A 12756-nucleotide genomic window follows, 5' to 3' on the forward strand; every position below is an offset into this window, starting at 1 on the left:
GTTGAATTGACGCGATCCGTAAATGCAGTACGGTCCGTCGGACCAAACTACCCGAGGTCGCTATGCCGCAATCCACCCGCATGTTGAACCCGATCCTGATCGTTGGATGCATCATCATAACGGTCAGTTTTGCCGTGCGCGCGTCTTTCGGCGTGTTTCAGATTCCGATTGCCAGCGAATTTGGCTGGCTGCGCACGGATTTCTCATTGGCGATCGCCATCCAGAATCTGGCTTGGGGCATCGGTCAACCGATCTTTGCAGCTATCGCTGAGAAAGTAGGAGACCGAAAGGCCATTGTCCTCGGTGCCTTGACCTATGCTGCCGGTCTGGTTCTGTCGGCCTGGTCCGTCACACCGCTTGGGCATCAGGTTTATGCGTGGCTGGTGGGGTTTGGCATTGCCGGAACCGGGTTCGGCGTGGTTTTGGCTGTGGTCGGTCGTGCGTCCTCTGATGAAAATCGGTCCATGTCGCTGGCCGTCGTTACAGCGGCGGGCAGTTTCGGACAGGTTTTGGGCGCGCCGGCAGCTGAGTGGTTGCTGTCATTCCTGCCCTGGCAACAGGTCTTCGTCGTGTTTGCGGCTGCGATTCTAGCGCTTGTATTGACCTTGCCCTTCATGCGGGCGCCTCAGCTAGGTTCAAAGGCAGCGTTGCAAGAAAGCATGGGCGAAATTCTGGGCAAGGCGTTCCGAGACCCCTCTTACGCTTTGATATTTATTGGATTTTTCAGCTGCGGTTACCAGCTGGGATTTATCACGGCTCACTTCCCCGCATTCGTGACCGAAATGTGCGGCCCGATCCAACCCGGCAGCGTGCTGCATTCCATCGGCATCACATCCACGTCCGCACTTGGCGCGGTATCGATTTCACTGATTGGTTTGGCCAATATCGCCGGGACCCTTTTGGCGGGCTGGGCTGGCAATCATTTTCCCAAGAAATATCTGCTGGCCTCGGTCTATGCCGGTCGGACGCTTGCTGCGGCGTTGTTCATCATTTTCCCGATAACGCCGTTGTCCGTTATTACATTCTCGCTGGTGATGGGGTCACTTTGGCTGGCCACCGTTCCGCTTACGTCGGGTCTTGTCGCGCACCTCTATGGTCTGCGTTACATGGGAACACTCTATGGCATAATCTTCTTCAGCCATCAGGTTGGCAGTTTCCTGGGCGTCTGGCTGGGGGGACGTATGTATGACCAATATGGTGACTATGCCCTTGTCTGGTGGATCGGTGTGGCAATAGGGGCTTTCAGCGCCATCGTTCATCTACCGATCCGAGAGAACCGTCTGGCAGTCCCTGCCTGAGGTGACGTTTCGCTCTCGAACTATGTGAGCGTGCCAGCGGTCATGCCGCGTGGGGTGTAAATCTAGCCGGCTCGGTCCGGAAACAAACCGGCAAGGCCTTCGGCAGAGGCGGCACAGACGCCACGCTCGGTAATAAGCCCCGTCACCAGCCGGTTTGGTGTGACATCAAAGGCAGGATTGCCACCTTCCGTCCCGTTCGGGGTGACGCGAACGTCGGCAATACCCCCTTGTCCAACCACACCCATGACATGGGTCACTTCTTTCGTATCGCGTTCTTCGATCGGTATTTCCGACACTCCATCCCGAACCGTCCAGTCAATCGTAGGTGAGGGCAGGGCGACGTAAAACGGAACCCCGTTGTCCCGCGCCGCCAAGGCTTTCAGGTAGGTACCGATTTTATTGCAGACATCGCCTTGTGCCGTGGTCCGGTCTGTACCGGTGATGACCGCGTCAACCAAACCGTGTTGCATCAGGTGACCGCCTGCATTGTCCACGATGTAACGATGGGGAATGCTGTGTTCACCAAGCTCCCAGGATGTCAGCGCCCCCTGATTACGCGGTCGGGTCTCATCCACCCAGACATGAAGCGGAATGCCCGCGTCATGCGCATGATACATTGGGCTTGTCGCCGTTCCCCAATCCACCGTTGCCAGCCATCCGGCGTTGCAATGCGTCAATAGCCGCACCGGTTCACCTGCAGGCTTTCGGGCTGCAATATCTTTGATTAGTTGCAGCCCATGGCGACCTATCGATGCATTGATCTCGACATCTTCGTCTGCAACTTCCTGTGCCAGTGCCCAGGCCCGTTCAGCGCGATCACTTGGGGCAAGTGGCATCAGCGCGTCGCGGCATCTGTCTAAAGCCCATCGCAGGTTGATAGCCGTTGGCCGGGTCGCGTGCAATACGTCATATGCGGCGTCGAACGAAGCGTCAGAGCTGTCACGGGACATCTGTTCGGCAATTCCAAACGCGGCTGTTGCACCAATCAGTGGCGCACCCCTGACCCACATGTCGCGGATCGCTGTCGCAAATTCATCCAGCGTTTTCAGGGTAACCACCCGAAAGTCATGGGGCAGCCATCGCTGATCGATAATCCGAACCTCACCTGCCGATTTGTCCCACCAAATTGACCGGTAATGAGCACCCTGTACTTTCATAATTCGGTCTCCGTTTGCGAATAGCCTGATCAGAAGTCTTTCGCAGCCTGCGTTCTTTCAGCGGGCTTGTAAACGGGCGTTTCTGGTTGCAGGCTCGCATTTTAGCTTGCCGATGATTGCACTTATCCTCGGGTCGCTGCGCGAAGTTCCCGCTCTAACGCATCCAGAAACCTTGAACGATCTGCTTTGCTGAATGGTCGGCCGCCGCCTCCGGCCCCCAGCGGATTGGCGGCCCGCAGGTCAGCCATCAAATCACGCATTGCCAATTGCTGGCCTATGTTCGCTGCCGTAAAAGCTTGGCCGTTCGGGCGCAAAACTTGGGCACCCGCTGCGACGCATTTCGCGGCCAGAGGGATATCGGAGGTAACAACTACATCCCCTGCGCCACAGCGTTCTGCAATCCATTTGTCCGCTTCATCAGCACCTTCCGAGACCACGATGACCTGTACAAGCGGGTTTGCTGACGGTCGAAGACCGCCATTCGACACCAGTGCCATAGGCACCTTGTGTCGCGTAGCAACCCGTTCGGCCTCGGCCTTTACAGGGCAGGCATCGCCATCGACATAGAGCGTTGTCACGCCTTTTTGGCCTCTTTTTTCTCCGGTTCTGCAGGTTTCTTCCGCACCTTGAATTCCTCCGGGATCGGCATCCGGTTGAAAGCATCCAGCCCGGCGATCTTGTAAGCCTCGGCCAGAGTTGGATAGTTGAACGTGTTTTGAACGAAGTAATCGACAGTGCCCTTCAGGTTCAGCACCGCCTGAGCAATGTGGATCAGTTCGGTCGCACCTTCGCCCACAATCTGCACGCCCAAGACACGGCGGGTCTTCAGCGAAAACAGCATCTTCAGCATGCCGTGTTCCAAACCCATGATATGCCCGCGTGAGGTCTCGCGGAATCGGGCAACGCCGACCTCATAGGGTATGCTGCGCTCCTGAAGTTCTTCCTCGGACATGCCGCAGGTGGAAATTTCGGGAACAGAGTAGATGCCATAGGGGTACCATGGGCTTTCCGGCAGTGTAGGTGTCTCAAGCGCATGGCAGGCAGCCACGCGCCCTTGCTGCAGTGAAGTAGAAGCCAGCGAAGGGTGGCCGATCACATCACCGGTCGCATAGATATGCGGAACAGCGGTCTGATATGTCTTGCGGTCTACCTTGATCCGGTTGCGGTGATCGGTTTCCAGTCCGACAGAATCCAGATTGAGTTTCGATGTTGCGCCCATGCGCCCGGCTGCAAAAAGCAGCATCTCCGCCCGCACGTGGCGCCCGTTTTCTAGGGTCACTTCGACGTGCTCGCCCGCATCTTCAATCTTTTCGACAGCCGATCCCAACCGCAGATCAACACCGTTTTCGCGGATTTGATGGGTGAAATCATGGATCAAGCGGCAGTCGATGAAGTCCAGAAACGTATCCCGCGGCTCGATCAGCGTCACCCGAACGTCCAGCGCCGAGAACATCGTGGCGTATTCGACCCCAATGACCCCGGCACCGATAACAACCAGTGAACGCGGGATTTCTGCCATTTCCAGAAATTCGTCGCCATCAACCACTGTCTTGCCGTTGAACGGAACATAATCGGGGCGATAAGTTTTGGTTCCCGTAGCAATCAGAAACTTGGCCGCTGTTATTCGGGTAGTCTCGCCAGCATCAGTGGCGACTTCCACTTCGTGCGGTCCAATGAACCTTGCCAGACCGTTCAGCGTATCGACATGGTTCCGGTTGAATTGATGTTCCAGCACGTCGACCTCGTGATCAAGGGTCATGTGCAGGCGGGCTTTCAGATCCTCGGCGCGGATCTGGTCTTTGACCCGATAGGAACGGCCATAAAAGCTGCGCTCGCGCCAGCCCGACAGATTCAGAACCGTTTCACGCAATGTCTTGGATGGGATTGTTCCGGTGTGAACGGATACCCCACCAAAACGGTCTTTGCGGTCGATCACCAGAACCCGTCGCTTGAGCTTGCCAGCCTGAATGGCAGCGGAACGCCCCGAAGGCCCGGATCCGATGATGACCAGATCATAGTCGTATTTGCTCATACCTCAGTCTCCGTACAGCGCTTCGGCGTGAAAAACGATGTGGTCTTCCATGAAGGTAGATACGAAGAAGTACGAATGGTCATACCCCGACTGGAGGCGGAAGGTTGCTTGCTGGCGACGCTCAGCGATGGCTTGGGTAAGCGTTTCGGGGCGCAGCAGGTCCATGAACTGATCATTGGTGCCCGTATCGATCAGGACGGGACCGTCGAAACCGGTTTCCTTCATTAACAGGGAAGCATCGTGTTTGGCCCAAAGGGATTTATCATCCCCCAGATACGCGCCAAGCTGTTTGCGCCCCCAGTCTGCACCCGTTGGGTTCGAGATGGGCGCAAAGGCCGAAACCGAGCGGTACCGTCCCGGAAGGTTCATGGCCAGTGTCAATGCACCATGCCCGCCCATGGAATGACCGGTTATGGCCTGACGTTCGCTGTCGATGGCAAAGTTTTCGAACAGCAAGGCGGGCAATTCGTCGGCAATGTAATCCCACATCCGGAAATGCGGTGCCCAAGGCGCCTGCGTGGCGTTCACGTAGAACCCAGCGCCCTGACCCAAATCGTAGTCGTCGTGATCCGCAACACCTTCACCGCGTGGCGAAGTGTCGGGAAACACCACTGCAATGCCCTGTTCCGCAGCCCACGCCTGTGCGCCGGCTTTTGTCATCGCGTTTTCATGAGTGCAGGTCAGACCAGACAGATACCACAGAATCGGAACCGGGCCATCTTTCGCCTCGGTCGGAAGAAAAAGGCCAAACGTCATGTCGCATTGGCATGCCGACGAAGCATGGCGATACACGCCTTGCACTCCGCCGAAACAGGCATTTTCCGAAAGGGTTTCCATCAGGCATCGTCCTTATTCTAGAGTCGCAACATGGCTAACGATCCACGGACCCGGCGTAAAGTCCGAGTGCCTTTGGTGTGTGTATTTTTAAAAAGGTGAAGGTCAGGGAGTTCCTAGAGTCGCAATAACAAGCGGTATTGTTACAATGCTGACGAGCGTCGACAGCAAAATAGCAGCCGAGGCACGCTGTGGGGCAATGCCGTAATGCGCGGCCAACATATAGACATTTCCTGCTACGGGCAGAGCGGACGCCGCAATTGCAATGCTTGCCGGGAATGTTTCGACCGGGATCAGCCAGATCAGGGCGATTGCCACGAAAAGCGGGTGGAGCACCAGCTTGCAGAAACTCAACCAGGCTGCGATCTGAATTCTTTCTGCGGATTTGCCAGCCAGGGACGCGCCGATTGCAAAAAGCGCTCCGGGGGTAGCGGCACCACCGAGAATGGTCAGAAAGCTGTTCAGCGGATCGGGAACCGGGATTTGCAGGGATGACCAGACGAGCCCGGCAGAGATCGAGACAATCATCGGGTTCTTGAGCAGACCCATTCCAATCAGTTTGAAAGTGGCTGGCGTCAGCCTTCCGTCACGCCCACCGTTGATCAGGATCACGATCAGAGACGAGAATACAACCAGATCTACGGTCAGAACCAGCATGACCGGGCCAATAGCTGCTTCGGTGAACAGCACCGCGAGCATTGGCAGGCCAAGAAAGCCAACGTTTCCAATGGCAGCGCACTGTGCTTCAACCGCCGAAGTCGGCACATCAAGGCTGCGAATCCACGCTACGCAAGTGGCTATGCCATAAACAGCGGCGGTGCCTATGAGGTAACCGAAGATCAGTCTTGCGTTAAAAATCTCTGCAAAGGGCAGGGTCGCCGCAAATCGAAAAAGCATTGCCGATAGTGCGAAGAAGAATACGAACTTGGTCAGATATGCGGTTGCTTCGGCCGTAAAGAACCGTGTGCGCCCAGCCCAAAAGCCAAGGCCGATGATCGCAAAAAAGGGAAGTGTACGCAAAAAGATATCGGCCATGGGCCAAGTCCTAACACGGTTTGAAACCGTCGCAAGAGACCTGCGGCACAATTAGAGCATTGCCAGATATTAGCGAAATACGAGAATCCTTGTACCTGAACCGAACGGTTTATAAACTGTGTCAGGTATTGCTCAAGGAGATGACATGACCCAGACCGCCACCATCCTGCGCACAGGCCGAAAGTTCGATCAGGTTTTGCGCGGGGCCCGAGAGGTTTTCATGGCGGATGGATTCGAGGGCGCAAGCGTGGATGATATTGCACGCGCGGCTGGGGTGTCAAAAGCAACCTTGTACAGCTATTTCCCGGACAAGCGTCTTTTGTTCATGGAAGTTGCGCAAACGGAATGCTGTCTGATGGCTGAACGGATCATCGCGATGATTGACGAGACCAAACCCGCCCGCGAAGTGCTGATGATCGCGGCCACGCAATTGACGGCGTTTCTGGTTTCAGATTTCGCGCAGCAAGTTTTTCGGATTTGTGTTGCCGAACGGGACCGGTTTCCGGAACTTGGCCGCGCATTTTATGAAGCGGGGCCGCAAAATGGCCAGCGTCAAATGGCGGAATATCTTGAAAAAGCCGTGGCCAAAGGTGAGTTGGCGATTGAAGATGTTTATATCGCGGCTGAGCAGTTCTCCGAGCTTTGCAAGGTAAGAATCTGGACCCGGGCCGCATTTGGAATTCAGAATTCGTTCAGCAAAGAAGAAATCACCGAAGTGGCGACACAAGCCGTGGATATGTTTCTTGCCCGTTATGGGGTCTGATCCGATTAAGAAATGGCCCATGTCCGGGTCAAGGACACAGGCCATTGCTCACACACCAGAACACTCGATGCAGTTCAGCTTAATGCAATAAGTCTTTTCAAACTCTTTATTTGTCAAAGCGTTGGCGTGGCTTGGGACCCAACGTTGGTCGGAAAGAAAAGCAAATCAGTGTTCGAGTTTATTGCCCAGCTTGGTAAGCTTCAGCGCGTTAACAGCAGGCCAAGCCAGAAAGCGAACCAGCACAGAGCAAGGCTGAACAGAATATTGCCTGCTGCCAAAAACAATGTGCGTTCGCGGTGAAGCTCGAGCGATTGGTAGGCAAAGCTGGAAAAGGTTGTAAAACCGCCGCAAAACCCGAAAACAAGGCGTTTTTGGTCCTCGGCTATGTCTACAGGACCTCCCAAATACCCCACCCAGATCCCCAGCAACAAGCTGCCCAATACATTTACGAGCAAGGTTGCTAGTGGCAAGTCGTGCCGAATTTTCAGCGCCAGCCAATGGCGCATCACGGCCCCCAGACCCCCACCCAACGCGAACATGGAATGAAGATACAATTCGCTCATGACGGCGACTTTTCAGAGTGAAAATGACGACCAAGGCTTTCGCCAATCAGCGCGGCCGCAAGGCCAAATGAAACTTCCAGCCCGATTGCCAGGGACGTTACCCATAGGCCGCCTTCGGCCATACGTTCAAGATCAGCAACAAAAGATGAGAAGGTCGACAATCCGCCGCAAAATCCGACGGTGCCAAGATGCAGAACATGCGCGTGCACCTTATGGCGCACGGAATACAGCCAGCCCAGAACAAAACAGGCGGTCACGTTGATGCCGAAAGTCGAAGTTAGAAAGCTGAGGCCGGGGATTTCTAGTGCAAACGCCTCACGCAACAACGACCCAAGCGCCCCACCGACGAAGACGGACAGAAACATCACGCTTTTTCGTTCACGCCAGAGGTGGGAGTGTGTGTTTGCCAAGGATCGGCCCTTTGTCGTCCGGTTAGCGTGATTTATCCGCTGGTTGCACTGGGTTCAACAGTTGGTCCGTTCGTAACATGATTTCACATTTGCGTCCCTCAGCAGACATTTTACCGCTGACACTTGAAATAAAATTTCAATCTGTTTCACGTTGAGTTCTGACAGCATGGCTCATCAGCCCGATAAAAACACAAGGAGTTTGGAACATGATTGTACGCAGAATTTTCTTTTTTCTAAGCTGTGTCTGTCTGCCAGTGGTTCTGATCCTTGGGTTCTTCTGGTCGCCTGCCCATTGGCTTCTGATCATTTTGGTGCCGTACGCGATCATCGGTCTTTATGATGTTTTGACGACCAGGCACAACGTCCTGAACAACTATCCGGTTCTTGGCCATTTCCGGTACATGTTGGAATTTGTAAGTCCGGAAATTCGCCAGTACTTCGTTGAAACCAACGAAAGTGGCCGGCCTTTCAACAGAATTGTCCGAGGGCTGGTATATTCTCGGGCCAAGGGGCAGGTGGACACACAGGCGTTCGGCACGCAATACGACATTACCGAAACCGGGTATCATCGCGCCAACCACTCACTTGCCCCCAAACATGTAGACAAAAGTGAAGAACGCATATTGCTGGGCGGTCCACAATGTACGCAACCATACAGCGCCTCGCGTCTTAATGTGTCTGCCATGAGCTTTGGCGCGCTCAGCGCCAACGCCATCCGCGCGCTGAACGGAGGAGCCAAGGATGGGGGGTTCGCGCATAACACCGGAGAGGGCGGTCTGTCACCGCATCACCTGGCTGAAGGCGGAGACATCATCTGGCAGATCGGGACGGGTTATTTCGGGTGCCGGACCCCGGCTGGTGGATTTGACAAGGACAAGTTTGCCGAAAAGGCAAGAAAGGACGTGGTCAAGGCTATTGAGATCAAGCTGTCACAAGGTGCAAAGCCCGCCCACGGCGGTGTTCTGCCTGCTGCCAAAGTTGATGCTGAGATTGCCGAGATACGTGGTGTGCCAGAACATCAGGATGTGATTTCTCCGCCCACCCACAGCACATTCGATGGGCCCACGGGTTTGATGCATTTTGTCCAGCACCTGCGGGAAATGTCAGGTGGCAAACCTGTCGGTTTCAAACTGTGCATCGGCAGGCCGTCCGAGTTCATGGCGATCTGCAAAGCAATGCTTGAAACGGGTATCTTGCCGGATTTCATCACAATCGACGGGGCCGAAGGGGGCACGGGCGCAGCCCCGGTGGAATTCACCAACCGGTTGGGTATGCCCCTGAACGAAGCTTTGATCTTTGTCAGCAACTGTTTGCGCGGTGTCGGAGTGCGTGACAAGATTCGGATCATCTGTTCCGGAAAAGTGGCGACCGGTTATGACATGGTCGAGAAGTTGGCGCTTGGTGCCGACATGTGCAACTCGGCGCGCGCGATGATGTTTGCGGTGGGTTGCATCCAGGCATTGCATTGCAACACAAACCGTTGTCCGTCAGGGGTGGCTACACAAGATCCCATCCGCGGGCGCGCCGTGAATGTGCCGCAGAAACGCCGCCGTGTTCATCGCTATCACGATGCCACACTGGAAAGTTTCCGCGAGCTTTTGGGCGCGATGGGCAAGGAAAAAGCGTCCGAGTTACATCCCCGTGATATCCTGCACCGAACTGCGGACGAGCATGAGCGTACCTATGCCGAGCTTTATATTTATCTGGAGGACGGTGCCTTGTTAAAGGACGACATTCCCGAAGAATTTGCAGATGATTGGAACCGAGCTTCGGCCGCACAATTCTGAAAACCACATTGGGTAGCACGATGATTGGTCATGTGAAAGCGCGGCCGTAGTTGCCCGCTTTTTCCGCCGTCTTATGCAACTTTCGTTATCTGGGAATGGATCGCGGGTTGTTTGCCACGTGGGTATTGATCTTGCGAATGCTCCATTCAACAGAATCTCTCATCGCGCGCCCCAAGGCCAGGTCAAACGCGTTGATCAGATCCGGCGTCTGATCGCTTGCCGCCACGACGTTTTCCTGGAACGAGCTGGATGCAACGATTTTATCTTCGTATTCGTCGATCACCTTGATGTTAATGCGAACTTCGACGCGAATATTGGCTCCGTTCTCGGTATTTTCGATCACGACCCCCTGAAACTCTCGAAGGTCCGGGGCTATTACATAATCGGCCCGCAGGCCAACGGTTGAGCGTCCAACAGCTGCGACTTTGCCCGAGTTCTCAAAGCTTTCAACCAACAAGGTTTGAACGATCAAGGGCGCGCGATCCACCCAGCGGGCGCGGGGCAAATATTGAACCTGCAACGAGGTGGGCTGAATGGCAATCTGGTCCGTGTTTACAGCGGCAGTTGCCGTGGGTTCCTGAACGACGATCTGCTTTTCAATCCTGGGCAGCGCCGAGGAAAACGTGCTTTTTGGGGTCAGCAGATACAAATCATTCGGTTTCGCCGCTTGTTGCAACGTGCCCAGACCAGCGCAGCCGCCAAACAACGCGACCATCAACATTGCAAGTGCAGGCTTGATCATTGACGGAACTCCGATGCTTGGGTGCCCAGAAGGAAACGTGCCGGATCGCGTTCAACTTTGTCTACGAGGCGATCCAGACTGATAACAAGACGCTGGGATTCTTCGATGAAACGAACAAACTGAGGCAACCCGACCCGCAGGAAGTCTGACACTTGTCGGCGGTTGCTCTGAACAATGCCGTCGATGGTTCCCAGCAATTCGGACGCGGAATTTGACGCGCTCAGGACGTCGTCCGAGATCTGGTCGATCTTTTCCGTTATGCCCGCGACGGTTTCAGTCACCTGATTGGCCGCCTTCCGGACATCTTCCGCAACAGGTGCCACGTCTTCCTCCATGACCCGATTTGCAGAGTCAAAAGCGGATTCTGCCGAAGCCAGCGCCCCCTTGGCGGACTCCATCGTCGTAGTAATCGAGCCAAGCGTCGTATTGGCGTTCATCACGGTTTCGTTCACAATTCCAAGGGTAACGCTGCCTTCATCAGACAGAACGGTCAATCGTTCAGCCAGTTGCGAGCCTCGCTCGATGAAAGGCTTCACGTCCTGCTGCAAAATGCGGTCCGCCGTCTGAAGGGTTGTTTTTGCTTCGTCCAGCGCCGTCTTGGCGGACCCGGATGCCGTTTTGACGGCTTCCAATGTTTCCGTGCCGGTCTTGAGCGTTGTTTGCGCAGTTTCGATCAGCGGGTCCAGCCGCTTTGAAAACGCGCCAATATCCTGCGCAGCGCTGCCGATGTCATTTGCGACGGATTCAAAACTTGTCAGTGTCTTGTCCAGTTTACCCGTAGCCGAAGCAAGATTGTCCAGAATACCGCTCACAGCTTCCCGGTTTTTATCATCGACGACTTTGTTCAGGTTTTCCAAAAGCGTTACGGCTTCATCCAGAACTTTTGGCGCGCCTTCGAACAGGGATTGAATTGTGCTGCGTTTGCTCTTGATAACACTCTTTTGTGGCAATCGTTCAGCGTTAGCCGATCCGCCGGTCAGTTCAACATAGCCAACACCGGTCACGCCAAGGGACTGAAGCTGCGCGATTGTCTCATTGGTTATCGGAATGTCTGCGTCCACTTCGATCCGCACCCGAACCTTTGACGGATCATTTTCATCCAGTTGCAAGGAAACGACTTGCCCGACCGGCAGGCCGTTGAAGTTCACGCCGCCGGCTGCCGACAGACCTGCGACATTGTCAAATAGTACATCGTAATAAGCGTATTGGCGCGTGATCTCAAATTTGGCGAGCCACAGGAAAAAGCCGAATGCGCCCAGCAACCCCGCAAGGGTAAACGCGCCGATCAGAATATAGTTCGCCCGGGTTTCCATTGCTTTTACCTGTTTTGCCCCTTCTGCTGCGCCGCGCGGGCGCGGGGGCCTGTGAAGTATTCCTGTACCCAAGGATGATCGACCTTGGTCATGTCCTCAATCGGACCTTCAACCAACACGCGCTTTTCTGCAAGCACCGCAACGCGGTCGCAGATCGCGTAAAGACTGTCCAGATCATGGGTGACCATGAAAACAGTCAACCCAAGTGCCTGCTGCAACTCGCCGATCAGTTCATCATACGCCGCTGCGCCGATCGGGTCCAATCCTGCGGTTGGTTCGTCCAGAAAAACGATCTCGGGGTCAAGAGCCAGCGCCCGGGCCAGCGCAGCGCGCTTGCGCATGCCACCCGACAGTTCTGACGGAAACTTGCCGCAACTCAGCTGTGGCAGTCCCACGAGGCTGATCTTCAACGCACCCAGAGACTCCATTAGTTTTTCGCTGAGACCTGTGTGTTCCCGCAACGGAGCCATCACGTTTTGCAGCACGGTCAGTGACGAAAACAAGGCCCCGTCCTGAAAGGCAACACCCCAGCGGCGTTCGATCCTGCGGCGGTCATCCTCTGGGCCATTCAGAACATCGACGCCCAGCACTTCGATTTCTCCGGCGGCAGGTTTGTTCAGCCCTACGATAGTTCTGAGTAATACGGATTTACCGGTGCCCGACCCGCCAACGATTCCCAGAACTTCTCCCCTCCAGACATCAAGATTCAGGTTTTCGTGTACCACCTGGGTACCGAACTGAGTTCGGAGCCCGCTTACACGAATGACAGCCTCACGGTCTTTAGTTGTGGCGACTGATGGCTGTGGTGTATCCCCGGTCATG

13 protein-coding genes are annotated in these 12756 nt (G+C 55.1%); 3 read left to right on the forward strand and 10 right to left on the reverse strand.

Translation table 11 applies throughout. From position 1 onward, the window contains the following. Positions 1–62 precede the first annotated feature (62 nt). Complete coding sequence (locus tag AC2FLU_RS19060; RefSeq protein WP_496809404.1) at positions 63–1298, forward strand: MFS transporter; 1236 nt, start codon at positions 63–65, stop codon at positions 1296–1298. A 62-nt stretch (positions 1299–1360) separates the two neighbouring features. Here AC2FLU_RS19060 and mtnA read toward each other — a convergent pair whose 3' ends face one another. The 5 genes from mtnA to AC2FLU_RS19085 form a co-directional block, all read right to left on the reverse strand. Then, positions 1361–2455, reverse strand: coding sequence for an S-methyl-5-thioribose-1-phosphate isomerase (gene mtnA, locus AC2FLU_RS19065; protein WP_480605723.1), 1095 nt, complete (start codon positions 2453–2455; stop codon positions 1361–1363). A gap of 122 nt (positions 2456–2577) precedes the next feature. Next, a complete protein-coding gene (locus tag AC2FLU_RS19070) occupies positions 2578–3033 on the reverse strand; it encodes a YaiI/YqxD family protein (protein WP_496809405.1) in 456 nt (151 codons plus the stop codon). Then, complete coding sequence (gene sthA, locus AC2FLU_RS19075) at positions 3030–4487, reverse strand: Si-specific NAD(P)(+) transhydrogenase (protein WP_480623176.1); 1458 nt, start codon at positions 4485–4487, stop codon at positions 3030–3032. The genes AC2FLU_RS19070 and sthA overlap by 4 nt, the downstream gene beginning before the upstream one ends. Before the next feature lie 3 nt (positions 4488–4490). Further along, positions 4491–5324, reverse strand: coding sequence for an S-formylglutathione hydrolase (fghA, locus tag AC2FLU_RS19080; RefSeq protein ID WP_496809406.1), 834 nt, complete (start codon positions 5322–5324; stop codon positions 4491–4493). A 102-nt stretch (positions 5325–5426) separates the two neighbouring features. Then, positions 5427–6356 (reverse strand): AEC family transporter, encoded by a 930-nt coding sequence (locus AC2FLU_RS19085; protein WP_496809407.1) that lies wholly within the window; start codon positions 6354–6356, stop codon positions 5427–5429. A 145-nt stretch (positions 6357–6501) separates the two neighbouring features. Here AC2FLU_RS19085 and AC2FLU_RS19090 point away from each other — a divergent pair, with 145 nt between their 5' ends. Next, positions 6502–7119 carry a TetR/AcrR family transcriptional regulator gene (locus AC2FLU_RS19090; protein ID WP_480554930.1) on the forward strand — a complete coding sequence of 206 codons (618 nt, stop codon included), beginning with the start codon at positions 6502–6504 and terminating at the stop codon, positions 7117–7119. A gap of 200 nt (positions 7120–7319) precedes the next feature. On the opposite strand, the gene crcB is transcribed toward AC2FLU_RS19090, so the two are convergent. Together crcB and AC2FLU_RS19100 are read right to left on the reverse strand one after the other, a co-directional pair. Further along, entirely contained in the window at positions 7320–7682 is a 363-nt protein-coding gene (crcB, locus tag AC2FLU_RS19095) for a fluoride efflux transporter CrcB (protein ID WP_480519924.1), read from the reverse strand. Then, entirely contained in the window at positions 7679–8047 is a 369-nt protein-coding gene (locus AC2FLU_RS19100) for a fluoride efflux transporter FluC (protein ID WP_496809408.1), read from the reverse strand. Before AC2FLU_RS19100 ends, crcB begins: the two co-directional genes overlap by 4 nt. Positions 8048–8298: 251 nt before the next feature. Here AC2FLU_RS19100 and AC2FLU_RS19105 point away from each other — a divergent pair, with 251 nt between their 5' ends. Next, on the forward strand, positions 8299–9879 hold the full coding sequence (locus AC2FLU_RS19105) for an FMN-binding glutamate synthase family protein (RefSeq protein ID WP_496809409.1): 1581 nt from the start codon (positions 8299–8301) through the stop codon (positions 9877–9879). 85 nt (positions 9880–9964) lie between these two features. Here the strand turns inward: AC2FLU_RS19105 and AC2FLU_RS19110 are convergent, their stop codons facing one another. The 3 genes from AC2FLU_RS19110 to AC2FLU_RS19120 are packed head-to-tail and all read right to left on the reverse strand — an operon-like array spanning position 9965 to position 12755. Beyond that, positions 9965–10621: an ABC-type transport auxiliary lipoprotein family protein gene (locus AC2FLU_RS19110; protein WP_480483711.1), complete on the reverse strand. Its 657-nt coding sequence runs from the start codon at positions 10619–10621 to the stop codon at positions 9965–9967. Further along, on the reverse strand, positions 10618–11934 hold the full coding sequence (locus AC2FLU_RS19115; RefSeq protein ID WP_496809410.1) for an MlaD family protein: 1317 nt from the start codon (positions 11932–11934) through the stop codon (positions 10618–10620). The genes AC2FLU_RS19110 and AC2FLU_RS19115 overlap by 4 nt, the downstream gene beginning before the upstream one ends. Before the next feature lie 5 nt (positions 11935–11939). Next, the gene (locus AC2FLU_RS19120) at positions 11940–12755 is read right to left on the reverse strand and encodes an ABC transporter ATP-binding protein (protein ID WP_496809411.1); all 816 of its coding nucleotides are present in this window, start codon (positions 12753–12755) and stop codon (positions 11940–11942) included. Between the last annotated feature and the right edge of the window lies 1 nt (position 12756).

It is taken from the genome of Ruegeria sp. SAZD013 (assembly GCF_059612525.1).

What these genes read in the sequence shown, in the direction of transcription:
- AC2FLU_RS19060 (WP_496809404.1), top strand. Translation starts at nt 63, where the DNA reads ATGCCGCAATCCACCCGCATGTTGAACCCGATCCTGATCGTTGGATGC.
- mtnA (WP_480605723.1), bottom strand. Translation starts at nt 2,455, where the DNA reads ATGAAAGTACAGGGTGCTCATTACCGGTCAATTTGGTGGGACAAATCG.
- sthA (WP_480623176.1), bottom strand. Translation starts at nt 4,487, where the DNA reads ATGAGCAAATACGACTATGATCTGGTCATCATCGGATCCGGGCCTTCG.
- fghA (WP_496809406.1), bottom strand. Translation starts at nt 5,324, where the DNA reads ATGGAAACCCTTTCGGAAAATGCCTGTTTCGGCGGAGTGCAAGGCGTG.
- AC2FLU_RS19085 (WP_496809407.1), bottom strand. Translation starts at nt 6,356, where the DNA reads ATGGCCGATATCTTTTTGCGTACACTTCCCTTTTTTGCGATCATCGGC.
- AC2FLU_RS19090 (WP_480554930.1), top strand. Translation starts at nt 6,502, where the DNA reads ATGACCCAGACCGCCACCATCCTGCGCACAGGCCGAAAGTTCGATCAG.
- crcB (WP_480519924.1), bottom strand. Translation starts at nt 7,682, where the DNA reads ATGAGCGAATTGTATCTTCATTCCATGTTCGCGTTGGGTGGGGGTCTG.
- AC2FLU_RS19100 (WP_496809408.1), bottom strand. Translation starts at nt 8,047, where the DNA reads ATGTTTCTGTCCGTCTTCGTCGGTGGGGCGCTTGGGTCGTTGTTGCGT.
- AC2FLU_RS19105 (WP_496809409.1), top strand. Translation starts at nt 8,299, where the DNA reads ATGATTGTACGCAGAATTTTCTTTTTTCTAAGCTGTGTCTGTCTGCCA.
- AC2FLU_RS19110 (WP_480483711.1), bottom strand. Translation starts at nt 10,621, where the DNA reads ATGATCAAGCCTGCACTTGCAATGTTGATGGTCGCGTTGTTTGGCGGC.
- AC2FLU_RS19115 (WP_496809410.1), bottom strand. Translation starts at nt 11,934, where the DNA reads ATGGAAACCCGGGCGAACTATATTCTGATCGGCGCGTTTACCCTTGCG.
- AC2FLU_RS19120 (WP_496809411.1), bottom strand. Translation starts at nt 12,755, where the DNA reads ATGACCGGGGATACACCACAGCCATCAGTCGCCACAACTAAAGACCGT.